Source organism: Photobacterium sp. DNB23_23_1 (assembly GCF_052873815.1).
Genome location: NZ_JBNNXT010000021.1, coordinates 19,921 through 38,895 on the forward strand (window position 1 = coordinate 19,921; position 18,975 = coordinate 38,895).

General features: G+C 49.8%; 16 protein-coding genes. All 16 read right to left on the reverse strand.

From position 1 onward, the window contains the following. Positions 1-37: 37 nt before the first annotated feature. Complete coding sequence (gene dnaE / locus ACVA53_RS14300; protein WP_446505438.1) at positions 38-3,517, reverse strand: DNA polymerase III subunit alpha; 3,480 nt, start codon at positions 3,515-3,517, stop codon at positions 38-40. Between the two features lie 201 nt (positions 3,518-3,718). Beyond that, positions 3,719-4,324 carry a ribonuclease HII gene (rnhB, locus tag ACVA53_RS14305; protein ID WP_255042497.1) on the reverse strand — a complete coding sequence of 202 codons (606 nt, stop codon included), beginning with the start codon at positions 4,322-4,324 and terminating at the stop codon, positions 3,719-3,721. A 1-nt stretch (position 4,325) separates the two neighbouring features. After that, positions 4,326-5,465 carry a lipid-A-disaccharide synthase gene (gene lpxB, locus ACVA53_RS14310; RefSeq protein WP_255042460.1) on the reverse strand — a complete coding sequence of 380 codons (1,140 nt, stop codon included), beginning with the start codon at positions 5,463-5,465 and terminating at the stop codon, positions 4,326-4,328. A 1-nt stretch (position 5,466) separates the two neighbouring features. After that, entirely contained in the window at positions 5,467-6,255 is a 789-nt protein-coding gene (lpxA, locus tag ACVA53_RS14315; protein ID WP_255042458.1) for an acyl-ACP--UDP-N-acetylglucosamine O-acyltransferase, read from the reverse strand. Then, entirely contained in the window at positions 6,255-6,707 is a 453-nt protein-coding gene (gene fabZ, locus ACVA53_RS14320; RefSeq protein WP_039458239.1) for a 3-hydroxyacyl-ACP dehydratase FabZ, read from the reverse strand. The genes lpxA and fabZ overlap by 1 nt, the downstream gene beginning before the upstream one ends. A 94-nt stretch (positions 6,708-6,801) precedes the next feature. After that, the gene (gene lpxD, locus ACVA53_RS14325; RefSeq protein ID WP_255042456.1) at positions 6,802-7,830 is read right to left on the reverse strand and encodes a UDP-3-O-(3-hydroxymyristoyl)glucosamine N-acyltransferase; all 1,029 of its coding nucleotides are present in this window, start codon (positions 7,828-7,830) and stop codon (positions 6,802-6,804) included. 281 nt (positions 7,831-8,111) lie between these two features. Then, positions 8,112-8,621, reverse strand: a complete 510-nt coding sequence (locus ACVA53_RS14330; protein WP_255042455.1) for an OmpH family outer membrane protein — start codon at positions 8,619-8,621, stop codon at positions 8,112-8,114. A gap of 19 nt (positions 8,622-8,640) precedes the next feature. Then, positions 8,641-11,046: an outer membrane protein assembly factor BamA gene (gene bamA, locus ACVA53_RS14335; protein WP_255042454.1), complete on the reverse strand. Its 2,406-nt coding sequence runs from the start codon at positions 11,044-11,046 to the stop codon at positions 8,641-8,643. 35 nt (positions 11,047-11,081) lie between these two features. Beyond that, the gene (gene rseP / locus ACVA53_RS14340; protein ID WP_255042453.1) at positions 11,082-12,434 is read right to left on the reverse strand and encodes a sigma E protease regulator RseP; all 1,353 of its coding nucleotides are present in this window, start codon (positions 12,432-12,434) and stop codon (positions 11,082-11,084) included. Next, complete coding sequence (ispC, locus tag ACVA53_RS14345; RefSeq protein ID WP_255042451.1) at positions 12,431-13,627, reverse strand: 1-deoxy-D-xylulose-5-phosphate reductoisomerase; 1,197 nt, start codon at positions 13,625-13,627, stop codon at positions 12,431-12,433. The genes rseP and ispC overlap by 4 nt, the downstream gene beginning before the upstream one ends. Before the next feature lie 111 nt (positions 13,628-13,738). Beyond that, entirely contained in the window at positions 13,739-14,587 is an 849-nt protein-coding gene (locus tag ACVA53_RS14350; RefSeq protein WP_446505439.1) for a phosphatidate cytidylyltransferase, read from the reverse strand. 144 nt (positions 14,588-14,731) lie between these two features. After that, the gene (locus ACVA53_RS14355) at positions 14,732-15,496 is read right to left on the reverse strand and encodes an isoprenyl transferase (RefSeq protein ID WP_255042448.1); all 765 of its coding nucleotides are present in this window, start codon (positions 15,494-15,496) and stop codon (positions 14,732-14,734) included. 80 nt (positions 15,497-15,576) lie between these two features. Beyond that, entirely contained in the window at positions 15,577-16,134 is a 558-nt protein-coding gene (frr, locus tag ACVA53_RS14360; RefSeq protein WP_255042446.1) for a ribosome recycling factor, read from the reverse strand. Between the two features lie 82 nt (positions 16,135-16,216). Next, a complete protein-coding gene (pyrH, locus tag ACVA53_RS14365; protein WP_255042445.1) occupies positions 16,217-16,945 on the reverse strand; it encodes a UMP kinase in 729 nt (242 codons plus the stop codon). Between the two features lie 91 nt (positions 16,946-17,036). Further along, a complete protein-coding gene (gene tsf / locus ACVA53_RS14370; RefSeq protein WP_255042444.1) occupies positions 17,037-17,882 on the reverse strand; it encodes a translation elongation factor Ts in 846 nt (281 codons plus the stop codon). Positions 17,883-17,994: 112 nt separating this feature from the next. Next, a complete protein-coding gene (gene rpsB, locus ACVA53_RS14375) occupies positions 17,995-18,723 on the reverse strand; it encodes a 30S ribosomal protein S2 (RefSeq protein ID WP_255042443.1) in 729 nt (242 codons plus the stop codon). Between the last annotated feature and the right edge of the window lie 252 nt (positions 18,724-18,975).

The following is an 18,975-nucleotide window of genomic DNA, read 5'->3' on the forward strand; positions in this document are numbered from 1 at the left end:
AATTGTCAGTATCTATTACTGATAACTATGGGCTATTTTAATTAAACTCAAGCTCAACCTGCTTATCACCCAGCAATATTTTAAGATCAGAAATTAATTGATCTGCCGGGGTAACACGCCACTCCGTTCCCAGAGTCAGTTTGGCGCGAGCATTCGAGCGCTGATAATACACATTGACAGGTACGGTACCTGCCCGGTGCGGTTCCAGCACTTTGCTGAAACGTTCAAAAAACTGTTCATCAATTTGCCTCTCTGTTAACGAGATGGCAAGGCCGCGTAGGTGCTTTTCTCTCGCATCTGCGATGTCTAGCACTTCCCGGGCCGACATTTTAAGGCCGCCGTTGAAATCATCAAAGCTGACCTGTCCGGAAACAACCAAAATTTTATCTTTTTCAATGAGATCTAAATGGCGTTCCAAAGCTTCTGAGAACAACATCACTTCCATTCGGCCACTGCGATCATCAAGAGTCAGGATACCTATCCGGCTCCCGCGCTTGGTCGTCATCACCCGAGCACCAATCACCAGACCGGCGACGCTTACTACTTTATCACGTCCTGTCGGGTGAGCATCTTTCAAGCGCCAAGTCGTATAGTGCTTGAGTTCAGAGACATAGGCATTGATCGGGTGACCCGTCAGATATAGACCCAGCGTCTCGCGCTCACCTTCCAGCCACACTTTATCTGGCCATTCAGGGATATTGGCATACGCATGTTCCACTTCTTCCGGTGCAGCCGTCAGCACCCCGAACATATCGGCCTGACCGAACGCTTCAGCCTGATGGTGCTGGCTAGCAGCCCGGATGGCATCATCAAGTGTCGCCATCATTGCCGCACGGTTCGGACCAAGGCGGTCCATAGCACCGGATTTGATCAATTTTTCAAGTACCCGCTTGTTCACTTTTTTGGTGTCAATTCGGGCACAAAAATCAAACAGATCCTTGAAGTGGCCGTCTTTCTCACGTGCCGCAATAATATTCTCGATCGGGCCTTCACCCACCCCTTTCACCGCACCGATACCATATACGATGGCACCCTTGTCATCGACATTGAAACGGTACAGCCCCTTGTTGACATCCGGTGGCAACAAGGTGATCTTCATTCGATGGCACTCATCCACCAAACCGACGATCTTATCGGTATTATCCATATCGGCGGTCATTACCGCCGCCATGAACTCGGCTGGGTAGTGGGCTTTCAGCCAAAGCGTCTGGTACGACACAAGAGCGTAGGCAGCGGAGTGGGATTTGTTAAAACCATAACCGGCAAATTTTTCTACCAAGTCGAAGATCTTCATCGCCAACTCGCCGTCAATGCCGTTCTTCACCGCCCCTTCTTCAAAGGTGGCACGCTGCTTGGCCATCTCTTCCGGCTTTTTCTTACCCATTGCACGACGCAACATATCTGCGCCCCCCAGGGTATAGCCGGACAAGACCTGGGCGATCTGCATCACCTGTTCCTGATAGAGAATGATGCCGTAGGTCGGCTCCAGTATCTCTTTCAACGATTCGTGCTGCCAAGTCGCATCCGGGTAAGAGACTTCTTCTCGGCCGTGCTTACGGTCGATGAAGTTATCTACCATGCCCGACTGCAGCGGGCCCGGACGGAACAGGGCAACCAGTGCGATCATATCTTCGAAGCTGTCGGGTTGTAGACGTTTGATCAAGTCTTTCATCCCGCGAGATTCCAGCTGGAATACCGCGGTGGACTCGGAGCGCTGCAACATCGCGAACGATTTGGCATCGTCCATCGGAATCGCGGCAATATTGACCGGCTCTTTCCCTTGCTCCTCCAGGCGCGGGTTGATCATCCCCAGCGCCCAGTCGATGATCGTCAGGGTACGCAGACCCAAGAAGTCGAACTTGACCAGACCGGCGGTTTCCACGTCATTCTTATCGAACTGGGTAACCGGGTTGGCACCTTCCGCATCACAATACAACGGGGCAAAGTCAGTGATCGTGGTCGGTGAAATAACAACACCACCAGCGTGTTTACCGGCATTTCGGGTCACACCCTCGAGAATGCGACACATGTCGATCAGATCTTTGACTTCTTCATCAGCCTCATACGCCTGCGGCAGTTGCGGCTCGGCTTCGAATGCCTTGGCCAAGGTCATCCCCGGCTCAGCTGGCACCAGTTTGGAGATCCGGTCAACAAAACCGTACGGATGGCCCAGTACGCGACCAACATCACGGATAACCGCTTTTGCCGCCATGGTACCGAAGGTGATGATCTGAGATACCGCATCCCGCCCATACATCTCGGCCACATGATCAATAACCTGATCACGCTTATCCATACAGAAGTCGATATCGAAATCGGGCATCGATACACGTTCCGGGTTAAGGAAACGTTCGAATAGAAGGTCAAATTCCAACGGATCAAGGTCGGTAATGTCGAGCGCATAGGCCACAAGGGAGCCCGCACCCGAACCACGACCAGGACCAACCGGTACCCCGTTATCCTTCGACCACTGGATAAACTCCATGACGATCAAGAAGTAACCCGGGAACCCCATCTGGTTAATAACCTTCAGCTCGATATCCAAACGCTCGTCATATTCCGGACGGCGCTTGGCACGCTCCTCTTCATCCGGGAACAAAAACGCCAAACGGCGCTCCAACCCTTTCTCCGATTCCTTAACCAAGAAATCTTCGATGGTCATATCGCCCGTTGGGAAGTTCGGCAAAAAGTACTCACCGAGACGAACCGTGACGTTACATCGCTTAGCTATCTCTACGCTGTTTTCTAGCGCTTCCGGAATGTCGGAGAACAACTCACACATTTCGTCTTCGCTGCGCAGGTATTGCTGGGCGCTGTATAGCTTAGGTCGATTGGGATCAACCATGGTGTAACCATCATGGATAGCTACCCGGATTTCATGGGCATCGAATTGGTCTGGGTTGATAAAGCGCACATCATTGGTTGCCACAACGGGTAAACCTACGTTCTCGGCAAGTTCAATGGCAAAGTGCAAATAAGCCTCTTCATCAGCACGACCAGTACGGACTAGCTCGAGGTAATAGGCATCAGGGAAATGCTGCTGGTAGAAGTCCACACACTTGGTGACCAATTGCTGGTTACCTTTAAGCAGCGCTTTACCCACATCACCTGTTTTACCGCCCGACAGCAAGATCAGGCCTTGCTTGTGCTCCACCAACCACTCTTTATCCATCACAGGCAGGTGCTGGACATGGCCACGCTGGTAAGCCTTGGAAATCAGCATGGTCAGGTTCTGGTAACCGTCATTGTCGGCAGCCAGTACCGTCAAGTCACACAGTTCCTCGCCCATCTCATCGGACATTACCTTGAAGTCCGCACCGATGATCGGCTTCATGCCGGCGCCTTGGGCCGCAAAGTAGAATTTCACCAAGCCACAAAGGTTGGTAAAGTCCGTCAGCGCCATCGCAGGCATGCCCATCCCGGCCACGGTTTTCACCAGCGGCGGTACTTTGGACAGGCCATCAACCATAGAGAAGTCACTGTGGACACGAAGATGAATAAAACGAGGTTCAGCCATGACTAACCAGAATAGAGTTGTTCAAAAAACAAGACGGTGATTATAGCCCAAAGCACCATGGCTGTTGACTCTAATCACCACCTTTTACTAATGCAGGTTTTAAAGGGATGCAAAAACCCACAATTTGACAAAATTATATACCCAGTCACATCAAGCAGCCAAAAAGGCAGGTCGCTTGTGGCTATTTGAGGATAGACAGACTCAGTCGAGCCCGAGAATCCGCTTGACCGGCTTGAAGCTCTTACGGTGCTGCTCAATCGCCCCGTGTTCGGACAAGGCTTCAAAATGCGCCTTGGTCGGATAACCTTTATGCTTAGCAAAACCGTACTGCGGGTACTCGGCATCGAGCACTTCCATCTCGCGATCTCGCGTAACTTTGGCCAGAATAGAGGCGGCACTGATCTCAGCCACCCGCAAATCGCCCTTCACCACTGCCTGCGCTGCCATTGGTAGTTCAGGAATGCGGTTGCCATCCACCAGCACGAAGTCAGGCTGCACAGCAAGCCCAGCCACTGCCCGCTGCATTGCAACCATGGTCGCCTGTAAGATATTGAGCTGATCAATTTCTTCTGGCTCACAACGGCCTAAAGACCAAGCCAGCGCCTTCTCCTTGATTTCATCAAACAGCAGGTTACGCTTCTTCTCGGACAGTTTTTTCGAGTCCGTCAGCCCTTCAATTGGCTTTGCCGGATCCAAAATCACCGCAGCGGTGACTACGGCGCCAACCAACGGGCCGCGGCCGACCTCATCAACACCGGCAATACAGGTTGCCAACGGATATTCAAACGGTTCTAGTTCTTTGCTCATGTTACTTATCAATTAATTGCAGGACTGCCGCTGCTGCCTTCTGATCCGCATTACACTGGATCAGCTGGTGCAAACGACTAAATTCAGCCATCAGCTCGGTATTATCGGCACTCAGGAAGCGGTTCACTTCCAAGGCCAAGTTTTCTGGGGTGCAGTCATCTTGCAACAGCTCTGGCACCAACTCGCGATCAGCCAAAATATTGGCCAGCGACACATACTTGGTCTTGAGCATTTTCTTCGCAAGCCATGCCGTCAGCGGTTTGACTTTGTAGCCCACCACCATCGGCCGTTTGACCAGCATGCACTCCAGCGCTACTGTCCCAGACGCCAACAACACCGCATCAGAGGCTATCATGACGTTGCGCGCGGTATCATCCACCAGCACGAAATCAAGCTCAGGTGCAGTTTCACGCCATGCCTGTTCAAACTGATCGCGGCGCTTCTGATTGACCAAAGCGACTACAAAGCCAAGATCAGGATGCTGGGCCTTAAGCAGCTTACAGGTTTCGATAAACGTTGGTGCCAGCAACTCCATCTCGCCACCGCGACTGCCCGGCAGTACCGCCAACCACCGCTGAACCAGCGCTAACCCCAATAGCTCGCGAGCGGCGGCCTGGTCAGTTTGCATCGGAATAGCATCGGCCATGGTGTGACCGATGAACTCACACGGCACATTGAATTTATCGTAGAAGGCTTTCTCGAACGGCAAGAAGGCCAGCACCAAATTAGTGGCGGCTTCAATTTTGAATATACGCTTCTGACGCCATGCCCAGACTGACGGACTGACATAATGCACGGTTTTGATCCCGGCATCTTTCAGGCTCCGCTCCAAGCGAAGGTTGAAATCCGGCGCATCAATGCCAACAAAGACATCCGGCGGATTATCAGTGAAATACTTGACCAGTTCAGCCTTGACCTTGAACAGCCTTGGCAGGCGACCGAGCACTTCGACAATGCCCATTACCGCCAACTCTTCCATGTCAAACAGCGTCTCACAACCTTCAGCCTGCATCCGCGGACCGGCAATACCGACAAACTCGGCATCCGGGTACTGCTCGCGTACCGCCTGCATAAAGCCGGCACCTAAAATATCGCCGGAGATTTCCCCGGCGACAATTCCTATTCGAAGTGGCTTCGTCATATTAACGAATAATTCCGCGTTCGGTGTTGTTCAGCGCATCAAGCAGCAGGCCAACTGACGGCCATTCTTCGGCCATTTCAGCCAAAACCGGCTTCACTTCTTCCATAGTCTTGCCCGAGCGGTAGATTTCCTTGTAGGCACGACGTAGCGCATGCAGCTCTTTCTTCTCAAAGCCGTTACGCTGCAAGCCAACCAAGTTCAGGCCGTAAGGGGTCGCATGATTGCCTTGCGCCAACACGTATGGAGGCACGTCCTGAACCACAGCCGAGCAACCGCCAACATAGCTGAAGGCACCGACAGTACAGAAAGGGTGAATAGCCGACAGTGCCATCACTCCGGCATGATCAGCCACCGTAACGTGCCCGCCAAGAATAGAGTTATTACCGATGTGGGTATGATTACCAACCACAACATCATGGGCAATATGGGCATTAACACACAGCAGGTTGTCATTACCTACGATGGTCACGCCTTTATCCTGAATGGTACCACGGTGGATCTGAACGCTTTCGCGGATCACATTGCGGTCACCAATCTCAAGGCGGGTCGGTTCACCGTTATACTTCTTGTCTTGGCACTCTTCGCCGACAATTGCATACGGGAAGATACGGTTATCGTTACCGATCGTGGTTGGGCCCTTGATCACGACATGCGACATGATCTCGTTGCCATCCCCTATTTCGACATCTTTGCCGATATAGGTAAACGGACCGACCGTAACATTGGCGCCAATCTTAACGCCTTCTTCGATCACCGCTGAAGGGTGAATCTGCGCAGTTTCGTGGATCATTAAAACTCTCGTCTTGCACATTTAAGCTCAGCAGAACATACCACTTCGCCATCAACTTTCGCTACACCATTAAACATAGCAATACCGCGGCGCTCCTTCAGGAATTCAACCTCGATAACCAGCTGATCGCCAGGCACAACCGGTTTACGGAATTTACCGTTATCGACGCTGGCAAAGTAATACAGTTCATTTTCCGCCGGCGCACCGAAGGTTTTGAATGCCAACAGGCCTGTAGCTTGTGCCATCGCCTCTAGGATCATCACACCCGGAAATACCGGCATTTTCGGAAAGTGGCCGGTAAACTGAGGTTCGTTAACCGACACATTTTTGATGCCTGTTAGGGTTTTACCTTCTTCGTAATGTGTTACGCGGTCAATCATCAAAAACGGGTAACGATGTGGTAAAAGCTCTTGAATTTCCGTGATATTCAGCGTTTTATTTTCGCTAGTCAAAACTGAATTCCTGTTTAAAAAGTAGTAAAAATGCGGTTGGATTGAAAAGCAAAGCGGCCAACTTTGGCCGCTGAGTGTGTCACAGTCCCGGCGTTTACTCGCCTTTTGCTGCCAGCTGCTTTTCAACGGCTTTGAGACGCTTGTTCATCTCGTCAATTTTCATCGTACGAGCTGCGGTCTTACGCCATTCTTTGTTTGGTTGAAGCGGAATACCAGAAGAGTACATGCCCTTCTCTTCAATGCTGCGCATAACCATACCCATACCGGTAATGGTGACGCCGTCGGCGATTTCAATATGGCCGTTAAGCACTGATGCACCGCCAATAATACAGTATTTGCCGATTTTGGTACTGCCAGCAACAATAGTACCACCAGCCATTGCCGTACCATATCCGATCTGCACATTGTGGGCGATTTGCATCTGGTTATCGATGATCACGTTATCTTCGATAACCGTATCGTCAAGCGCACCACGGTCAATGGTAGTACATGCACCGATTTCTACACGGTTGCCAATACGTACGCTGCCTAGCTGCGGGATTTTGACCCACTCGCCTTTATCATTCGCGTAGCCAAAACCATCCGCACCAATAACAGTGCCCGACTGCACCAGACACTGCTCACCCAATACCACATTGTGGTAAATCGTTACGTTAGCCCATAGCTTGGTGCCAGCGCCGATCTGGGCATTCTTACCAATGAAGCAACCAGCACCTATTTGGGCATTGTCGCCAATACGAGCTCCAGCTTCGATCACAACATTGTGACCAATCGCGACGTTCTCACCCAGCTGTGCAGTTGGATCGACATAGGCTGACGGCGCAATGTCTGACGCACTCGCCGGTGTGGTATCCAACAGTTGGGCTACTTGGGCATACCCCAGGTAAGGATCAGCCATTAGCAGTGCATTACCTTCGAACCCTTCGGCATCAGCCTCTTTGAGCATCACCGCCGCCGCTTGGCACTCTACCAGCTGCTTACGGTATTTACTGCTCGACAGGAAAGTGATCTGGCCTTTGGCGGCCGTTGCCATTCCCGCAATAGATTCGATAACTACAGTGCCATCACCGCGAAGTTCCGCACCCAGCTTAGCTGCTATATCAGCAAGAGTCATTCCAGCCATTCGATACCTTATATTTTCTCATTCTTTGTTGGCATACCTGATAATAAACAGAACAGTTTCTGCTTGGTATTGCCTACCAACCGGTAATTCTATCTCGTCGCAACAACAGAACACCTTAAATCAAAGTGTCTATGTTGACGCAGAATATCATTCCACTTGGTAAGACCAGTATGCAATAGGGCTATCCGCCCAAAATAAAACAAGCCGAAAGCATGAAGTTTACCAAAGTATCCCCCATCCTTTCGACTTATACGTAGATTTTCTGAGACGTTAAGGCAAGCTTACTTAACGGCAGAAATCACTTTCGACGACAGATCGTCTTTCGGGCTAGCGTAAAGCACCGCATTGGCATCAACCACGATATCGTAGCCTTCGCGCTTGGCAACATCTTGAATAGCTTGACGGATTTTCTGAACCAGTTTCTGCTCTTCCTCAGCACCGCGACGGCGCTGATCTTCCTGCAGGGCCTGAGCCTTCAACTTATAGTTCGATTCCAGAGTTTGCATTTCACGCTGTAGTTTAGTTTTATCGCTTGAGCTCATCAGCTCACCATCGCGCTTCATCTTCTCGACTTTGGTCTTCATGCGACCTTCAATGCCACGCAACTCATCAATGCGGTCCTTGAATTCATTACGCAATTTCTCAGGCACATTGTAACGCTGGGCCAATTGGGCCATCGCTTGACTAGTTGCTACATAACCCACTTTCTGTGCGGCTTCTGCGGCTTGGGCATAAAATGATGACGACAGAATAACAAGGCTAAGGCCAGCCGCTTTCATCCACTGTTTCAAAGGGTATCTCCTCAAATATTTAGAATGTTCGACCAATTGTGAAGGTGAAGAACTCTTCATCATCACCCTCGTATTTCTTGATTGGCTTAGCAACCGAGAACACGAGCGGTCCCATTGGCGACATCCACTGTAGAGCTGCACCATAAGATGCACGAATCAACGAAGGATCGGAATAATCATGGATGTACAAGCCATCCGAATCACGTAGGTCATATTCCGTATCCCACACGGTACCGGCATCAACAAACACACTGGTACGAATCTGGTTGCGGACCTCCACGGACGCGAACGGCGTCGGGACGATCAGCTCCATACTGGCCAATGCCACGGCATTACCACCGGCAGCATCATCCGAGCCAATCAGATCCGGGTTGTTACCGCCGCCGCTGTAATCCAAATAAACAGCCTTCGGACCAACGGTATTCGAACGGAAGCCTCGTAGGGTCGAGAAGCCACCCGCGTAGTAGTTTTCATAGAATGGCAACAACTGGTCACTGCCATTATCTGTCGTACCATAACCATTACCGTAACCGACCCGGCCACGTAATAACAAGCTATAGTCATGATCTTCGGTCAACGGGAAGTACTGTCGCACGTCATACTGTGCCTTGAAGTACTGGGCATCAGAACCCGGGATCGTCATTCGGAAAGAGGCACGCTGGTGGTTACCAGCCGTAGGGAAGTAACCTCGGTTGAGATTATTTCGGGTCCAAGAAACCGACCAGTTGAAGTCATCAAGATCAATAACATTATCGCCTTGGTCAAAGCCGTGGATCTGCTTGAACTTCTCGATCTGGTAGTATTCCTGGGTATTGGATATCTTGTTGTGATCGTAACCCACACCGAATTCGAAGAAGTTGAGTTCATCAAACGGGAAACCCCAAGTCAAGCTAGCGCCGTAGCTCTGGTTGGTATAATCAGAGATGTTGGCGTCTGACGCTTCAAACTCGTTGTAATACACCTTACCACCGAGGCTGATCCCATCAAGGGTGAAGTATGGATCACGGTACTCCAAGCTCACGTTCTTCTGGTAATCGTTCATCATCGCATTGATGCCGAAACGGTTACCGGTACCTAAGAAGTTATCCTGCTGGATACCCGCCTGGAAACTAATACCTGATTCTGTACCGTAACCGACACCAAAGTTGATGTTACCGGCGTTGGCTTCCTTGACAGCATATTGCAGGTCGACCTGATCATCGGTCCCCGGAACACGGACCGTTTGGACATCTACCGTTTCAAAGAACCCAGTACGGCTCAAACGTTCCTTACCACGCTCTACAGAGCGAGAATTCAGCCAGCTACCTTCCATTTGACGCATTTCACGACGCAATACCTCATCTTTGGTTGAGGTGTTGCCTGAAAAGGCTATATTACGCACATAGATACGTTTGCCCGGCTCGACATTAATAACCAAGGTCACTTGCTGGTTATCATCATCGAAATCAGGGATGGTATTGACCTGCGGGTAGGCATAACCGAGTTCACCCAGCTTACGCTTAAGCGCCTCTTCCAGAGCCGTGACTTCCGCACCGCTGTAGACATCGCCACTATTGATCGCGACCAAGGCTTCCAGCTCGGCACTCTTACCTAGTAAGTCGCCACGCAACTGCACGTTATCGACCTTATACTGCTCACCTTCATCGATTTTCAGGGTGATATACACCCCTTTCTTGTCAGGTGAAATCGCGACTTGGGTCGAATCGAGTCGGTATTTTAGGTAACCGTTGTTGAGGTACATCGAGCGTAGGGTTTCAAGATCCCCAGCCAGGACCTGCTTTTGGTATTTTTTGTCGGCAAAGAAGTTCCACCACGACACTTCCGACTGCAACTTGAATTTGTCGCGCAAATCTTCATCGCTGAAGACTTCGTTACCAACAAAGTTGATCTGCTGGATTTCAGCCGACACGCCTTCGGTGAAAACAAACTTCAAGTCTGCACGGTTTCGCGGCAGCGGGGTGACCACAGCTTGCACTGTCGCGTTGTATTTACCCACGCTGTAGTAAAAGTCTTCCAGTCCTTTTTCAATTTTGCTCAGGGTGGTCCGATCGAGAGATTCACCGATACGGACACGAGACGCATCCAGGTTCTCTGTCAGCTGCTCTTCCTTGATAGCCTTATTACCGGAAAAGGTAATACTCGCAATCGTCGGGCGTTCCTGCACCTGAACCAACAAGGTATTACCATCTCGGAAGACTTGAATATCCTCGAAATTCCCCGACGCAAACAGCGCTTGGATCATTTCGGAAATATCTCCGTCATCAACATTATCTCCAACCCGGACAGGCATTTGGAGCAATGCGGCACCAAGCGTAACACGCTGGAGGCCCTCAAAGCGGATATCGTCTACTACAAATTGTTCCGCACTTTGCGCAACACTACTGCTTAGAAGTAGCGTTGCGACCAACAGTTTTTTCATCGCCATTACTGTTCTGATTATTCCTTGCTAAAACGCTCTTATTAAAGGCGGGTAAAATCATTGAATAGCGCAACAGCCATTAATGCAACCAAAATGGCTGAGCCCACTCTATAGCCTATATCCTGAACACGTTCAGAAACAGGACGACGTGTTACCGCTTCGATGGCAAAAAACATCAAGTGTCCACCATCTAATACCGGCAGCGGCAACAGATTGACAATCCCCAGGTTGACACTGATCAAAGCCAAAAAGCCGAGGAAATATACCACACCGTAATCGGCGGTCATCCCAGCCCCTTTGGCAATCGAAATCGGGCCACTCAAGTTTTTCATCGCCACATCACCGGTCACCAACTTGGTCACCATATCAAAGGTTAATGTGACCAGCTGCCATGTTTTCTCTGCAGCCTTACCCACCGCCTCAATCGGTCCATACTGCAAGTTTATGCGGTACGATTCAGGCCATGGGTCAACTTTTGGTGCAAATCCAGCGTAGCCAACAAGTTCCTCACCCTCAGGCTTCGCCTCAGGGGTCAGGGACAAGGTAACAGACTCACCGTCGCGTAACACATCCATCGCCAGCACTTGCTGAGGATGAGAACGCACCGCATCCACGACCTGCTGCCACTCGGTTACGCTTTCTCCGTCGATTGCAATAATTTCGTCATTTAAGCGCAAACCAGCGGAGATTGCTGCTCCGTCTTCCACAAGTTGTGAAATGACCAGAGTTATTTTCGGCGAATATGGGGTGATCCCCAATGTCGTCAACACCCGCTCACTTTCCGGATCAAACGACCAGTTCGACAAGTCGAGGTATTTCTCCACTTCATAACTGGTTCCCGACTCAGCTACGGTTACCACCATTTCATCGTCGCCGATATGGGAAATCATCGCCATATTAACGGATTCCCATTCTGCGGTTTTGATTCCTGAAATGGTTTTTAGTTCCATTCCACTTTCAATTCCTGCTTCAGCAGCAATCGATTGTGGAGCAATTTCACCAATGACCGGCTTCACCGCTGGAACGCCGATCAAATACACAACCCAGTAAGCAAAAATGGCAAACACAAAGTTTGCCAGCGGTCCTGCCGCAACAATAGCGCTACGCTGCCACAATGTCTTGTTGTTGAAGGCCATATGACGGCGATCAGATTCAACCGGCTCGACACGTTCATCGAGCATCTTGACATAGCCACCCAGCGGGATCATCGCCAACGTGTATTCGGTACCGTCTTTACCAACCTTACGCCACAACGCCTTACCAAAGCCAATAGAGAATTTCTCAACATAGACCCCGCAACGGCGTGCCACCCAGAAGTGTCCATATTCATGAACCGCAATGAGTATACCAAGAGCAAGCAGAAATGCGCCTAGGTTCCATAATATTCCTGTCATAACGATACCTTACGTATTACTTCCTGTGCCAAAATTCGGGCCATTCTATCGAGCTCAATTACGCTTTCCAAATCGGTGGGTTCAATCAGTGACGCAGACTCCATGACTTGACAATTGACCCTAGCGATATCGGTAAAGCCCAAACGGTTCCCCAAGAATGCTGCCACCGCTTCTTCATTGGCAGCATTAAGAGTCGTTGTCGCAGCCTGCCCGCTAAAACAAGCATCCATCGCCAACTTCAGGCAAGGATAGCGGGAAAAGTCCGGCTTAAGGAAGGTAAATTCGCCGACTTTACTGAAATCAAGAGGGGCAACACCCGCATCTACTCTTTCAGGATAGGACATCGCACAGGCAATGGGGGTCCTCATATCCGGTAACCCCATCTGGGCCAGCACTGAACCGTCCTTGTACTGCACCATAGAGTGGATCACGGACTGCGGGTGGATGATCACGTCCATCTGCTCACGCGAAGCATTGAACAGCCAGCGAGCCTCGATAAACTCCAACCCTTTGTTCATCATGGTGGCCGAGTCAACCGATATTTTCGGCCCCATAGACCAATTGGGGTGGGCAATTGCCATTGCAGGCGTCACATCAGCCAGTTCGCTGATATCGGTATAACGGAACGGGCCACCAGAACCGGTCAGGAGAATTTTGCTTACCCCTGCCGCTTCAAGATCACAATGGCCCATGTTGCGCTGCACCTGCTCTGGCAGACTTTGGAAAATCGCATTATGTTCGCTGTCTACTGGCAGTAGCTCGGCACCGTACTCGCGGCAGGCGTCGATAAACATTTGGCCAGACATCACCAGGGCTTCTTTGTTGGCCAGCAAAATACGCTTGCCAGCCTTGACCCCAGCCATTGTTGGCAGAAGTCCCGCAGCCCCAACAATCGCCGCCATCACGGTGTCAATCTCATCAAGCGAGGCAACCTGGCACATACCAACCTCGCCTGCCAATACCTCGGTGGCCAGTCCCTGCTGCTCAAGTAGCATACGCAGTTCTGCAGCCGCACTCTCCGAGGCCATCGCCGCGAACTTCGGCTGCCACTGTCGGCACAACTCAAACATTTTCTGGCTATTGCTTCCCGCAGCCAATGCAACAACGTCAAACAACTCGGGATTCTGTGCAGCAACAGCCAATGTGCTGCTACCTATAGATCCCGTCGCACCAAGAATCGTTAACTTACGCATACTATCACTTAACAACAAACAATCATTGACAGGCCAATTGAGCATGGCACTCAAGCCGGCAGCAAACAAGTCAGTAATCACTCACACTGCCGGCCAGAAATGGAGGTTAGCCTACACCAACCATAAATACAGTAGGGCAAAAACAGGAAGGGCTGCGGTCAAGCTATCAATTCTATCGAGAATGCCACCATGACCAGGCAAGATATTACCACTGTCTTTAATGCCTGAAACACGCTTGAACATGCTCTCGACCAAATCACCTAACACCGAGGCAATCACCGTTACTATCGCAATCAACAACAAACTGGATAGGCTAGCAAACGGAATATCCATCAGCGCCGCACCTGCCCAGATGACTGCAACGGCCAATACCGCACCACCGATCAAGCCTTCAATCGTCTTGTTTGGGCTCACAGCCGGAGCCATCTTGTGCTTACCAAAGCGTTTACCAGAAAAGTATGCACCGGTATCAGCAGCCCAGACCAAGAAACAGACCAACATTACCAGCTTGGCGCCATGATATGGGTTGTCAAGGTAATTGACGGCTCGGAGCATCAACACGCTCCAGAAGAAGGGTAACAGGGTCAACAAACCAAAAAGGTGCTTTAGAGGAGGGGTGGTTGACCAAGACTTGGCACTACCCGGGTAGCTGATAGCCAATGCCGAGGCGACAATCCACCATAGTCCGCCCACCAACAACATAGCCTGATGGGATGATGTCAGTGCAGACAAGGCTTCAACATCGGTTGGCATAACAACCAGCGAAATCAGCATGGCTGCTGCCGGTAAGATCATCGCAACAAAGCGCGATTTTGTGTCTACAAATTGTGTCCACTCCCAGAAACCCAGTAGGGTAATTGCCGCAAGGGCTGCAACAAAGGCAGGAAAAGGTAAAAGGAAAATTCCTGCTATAACTAGGGGAGCGAGAATGACTGCGGTGATAATACGTTGCTTAAGCAAACTGCGTCCTCTCAATTTTTCTATTGTGGCCGTGCCCTTAGGCTACGGTGTTTTGGCAATCCGGTTACCAGTAAAAAAGGCATCAAGACCATAGCCAGATGCCCTATAAAATACATAATCCTGTCAGCGCTGACGAGCGAAGAATTACTTATCCATCAATGCGTGAATTTGCTCGCCAGTGCAACCAAAGCGGCGCTCCCGGTTAACAAACCAAGCAACGGCCTCGACAAAGCTTTGCTCATCAAAGTCCGGCCAGTGCTGATCGGTGAAATAAAGTTCGGCATACGCCGCCTGCCACAGCATAAAATTACTAATTCGGCATTCCCCGCTAGTACGGATCAGGAGATCGACATCGGGTAAACCAGCTGTGGATAGTCCTGAAGCCAACATCTCTTCAGTAATATCTGATTCTGTTAATCCCTGCTCAGAAGCTTGCAGAACAAGGCGCTTGGCCGCCTGTAAAATGTCCCATTGGCCACCATAATTGGCTGCCACGTTCAGCACCAAGCCGGTATTGTCGGCGGTCAAGGCTTCTGCATCAGCGATTTTCTTCTGCAGGCGCTCGCTGAATCGGTCGGTATCACCGACAATACGCAAGCGAATATTATTCTTGTGCAGGCGCTTCACTTCACGACCAAGTACAGTCATGAACAGTTCCATCAGCAAGGAGACTTCGTCCTCGGGGCGTCGCCAGTTCTCACTGCTAAATGCAAACAGGGTGACAACCTGAATCCCCAAGCGACTCGCGGTCGAGACAGTCTTACGTACGGCTTCAACGCCGGCCTTGTGGCCAAACACTCGAGGTTTGCCCTTGGCTTTTGCCCAGCGCCCGTTACCGTCCATGATCACGGCAACGTGCTTTGGCAAATTATCAGTGCCAAGCGCAGTATCGATTGTATGCTCTGCCATACATATCCCTCAAAAAAAAAGCGCTGTGCTGCACGCACAGCGCCCTAAACTATATCAAGCAATCGAATTAAGGCTGGGCCTTAAACTTCCATTAGCTCTTTTTCTTTGGCTTCAAGAATTACTTCGATTTCCTTAACGGCTGCATCAGTCAGCTTCTGGATATCGTCCTGAGTACGACGATCGTCATCTTCAGAGATTTCTTTGTCTTTCAGAAGCGATTTGACGTCTGCGTTAGCGTCACGGCGAATGTTACGAATAGCAACACGGCCCTGCTCCGCTTCAGCGCGAACGACCTTAACTAGGTCACGACGACGCTCTTCTGTTAGCGGTGGCAATGGAACGCGGATCACGGTGCCGGCAGACATTGGGTTAAGACCCAGATCAGACATCATGATCGCTTTTTCAACTTTTTGCGTCAGCTCTTTGTCGAATACTGTGATAGCCAAAGTACGAGAGTCTTCAGCAACAACGTTTGCAAGCTGCTTAAGCGGCGTGTTTGCACCGTAGTACTCAACATAGATAGTGTCTAGCAGGCTTGGGTGTGCACGACCTGTACGTACTTTAGCCAGCTGGTTTTTCAGCGCTTCAACGCTTTTACCCATGCGCTCTTGCGCATCTTGTTTGATTGCATCAATCACGATTAATACCCTTAATGATTCGGTAAAGACGGGAGCCTAAACGCTCCCGATAAGAATAAGTGGCGTCACTTACTCGCAAGACTTAGTCGTTAGAGATCAACGTACCTTCCTGCTCGCCCATTACCACGCGGCGTAGGGAACCAGGTTTGTTCATGTTGAACACGCGAATTGGCATGCCGTGATCGCGAGCAAGCGTAAATGCGGCCAAATCCATTACTTTCAGTTCTTTCTCAAGAACATCTTGAAAGCTTAGCTTATCACAAAGAACAGCATCTGGGTTCTTAACTGGGTCATCTGTGAACACGCCATCAACTTTTGTTGCCTTCAAAACAACATCGGCTTCGATTTCGATACCGCGCAAACACGCAGCAGAATCGGTGGTAAAGAACGGGTTACCCGTTCCAGCAGAGAAGATGACCACACGGCCCTGGCGCAACTGGCTAATCGCATCAGCCCAGTTATAGTTATCACAAACGCCGTTTAGAGGAATCGCTGACATTACTCGAGCGTTCACATAGGCACGGTGTAGCGCATCACGCATTGCCAAGCCGTTCATCACGGTTGCTAGCATACCCATGTGATCGCCCACAACTCGGTTCATACCTGCTTCAGCTAGGCCTGCACCACGGAACAGGTTACCACCACCAATAACAAGGCCAACCTGTACACCTAGTTCAATCAGTTCTTTGATTTCCTGAGCCATACGGTCAAGAACTTGTGCATCAATACCAAAACCTTCCTCGCCCTGCAGTGCTTCCCCACTGAGTTTGAGTAGAATACGTTGATAAGTCGGTTTAGGATTCGTGGTCATTAGTTTACCTTCCAGGCTTACAAATATAGAAACGGAGTTGTAAAAAGACCGCAGCCTAGGCTACGGTCTTTGGAGTTCTTAGCAAGAAGGATTAACCCTTCTGTACTGCTGCTACTTCTTCAGCGAAGCTCATTTCTTGAGCTTTTTCGATACCTTCACCAACTTCTAGGCGGATGAAGTTAGTTACTGTAGCGCCTTTAGCTTTCAGCATTTGACCAACAGTTTGAGATGGGTCCATGATGAATGCTTGACCAGTTAGAGAAACTTCACCGGTGAATTTCTTCATACGGCCAACAACCATTTTCTCTGCAATCTCTTGAGGCTTGCCAGATTCAACAGCGATAGCAACCTGGATTGCTTTCTCTTTCTCAACTACGTCTGCAGGTACGTCTTCTGGGTTAACAAACTCAGGCTTAGATGCAGCAATGTGCATTGCAACGTGCTTGATAGTTTCTTCGTCAGCTTCACCAGCAACAACAACGCCGATACGGTCGCCGTGACGGTAAGAACCAACTTTAGCACCTTCGATGAACTCAACACGACGGATAGAGATGTTCTCACCGATTTTTGCTACTAGAGCAATACGTGCGTCTTCGAATTTAGCTTGAAGTGCAGCGATGTCTAGACGCTCAGTTAGAGCGACTTCTAGAACTTCGTTAGCGAATGCTAGGAAGTTTGCATCTTTAGCAACGAAGTCAGTTTGGCAGTTAACTTCAAGAAGTGCTGCAACGCCGTTAGCGTCTTTGATTAGGATTGCACCTTCAGCAGCAACGTTACCTGCTTTTTTAGCAGCCTTAGCAGCACCGCTCTTACGCATGTTTTCGATCGCTAGTTCAATGTCAGCGTTCGCTTCAACAAGCGCTTTTTTACATTCCATCATGCCTGCGCCAGTACGTTCGCGCAGTTCTTTAACTAGGGCAGCTGTAACTGTTGCCATCGTTATATCCTCAGTTTAAATACTTGATATAAAAATCAGGGGCCGAATATAGGCCCCTGGTAACCATACTTAGTTTACACAAGGTAACTTAAGATGCTCAAAGAGCTGGTTATTATTCAGCTTCTACGAAACCGTCTTGTTCAGCTTGAACAACGATATCTTGGTTGCGAGCTTCAGTAACAGTTTGAGCAACAGCACCAGTGTAAAGCTGGATAGAACGGATTGCATCATCGTTACCAGGAACAACGAAGTCAACGCCATCTGGGTTAGAGTTAGTATCTACAACAGCAAATACTGGGATACCCAGGTTGTTCGCTTCTTTGATAGCGATGTGTTCGTGATCAGCATCGATTACGAACATTGCGTCTGGTAGGCCGCCCATGTTCTTGATACCGCCTAGAGACTTCTCAAGCTTTTCCATTTCACGAGTACGCATAAGCGCTTCTTTCTTGGTTAGCTTGTCGAAAGTACCGTCTGTAGACTGAGATTCAAGATCTTTAAGACGCTTGATTGACTGACGAACAGTTTTCCAGTTAGTCAGCATACCACCCAACCAGCGGTTGTTTACGTAGTACTGGTCACAGTTAACTGCAGCTTCTTTGATAGATTCGCTGGCTGCACGCTTAGTACCAACAAAAAGAACTTTACCCTTGCGAGCAGCAATCTTGTTGATTTCTGCTAGAGCGTCGTTGAACATTGGTACAGTTTTCTCAAGGTTGATGATATGTACCTTGTTACGAGCACCGAAGATGAATGGCTTCATCTTTGGGTTCCAGTAACGAGTTTGGTGACCGAAGTGTACACCAGCCTTAAGCATGTCGCGCATTGATACAGTTGCCATTGAATAATCCTCTATGGGGTTAGGCGTCCACATACCCCATCTTACCGACCCAGACAACGCCAAAGGCGTTACAGCTTCGCGAAAAGCTGCTGGGCACCCCGGAAGACGTGCCGATATGTGTGAATGATTAATTAAAGTTTAGTGCAATCGGCATGATTGAGTCGAAACGCAATCATCCAATTACGGCGCGCTTTATACCATATTTCTCTAACTAAAATCCAGTCCCAATGTTTTCAATTCAGTGATTGTGTC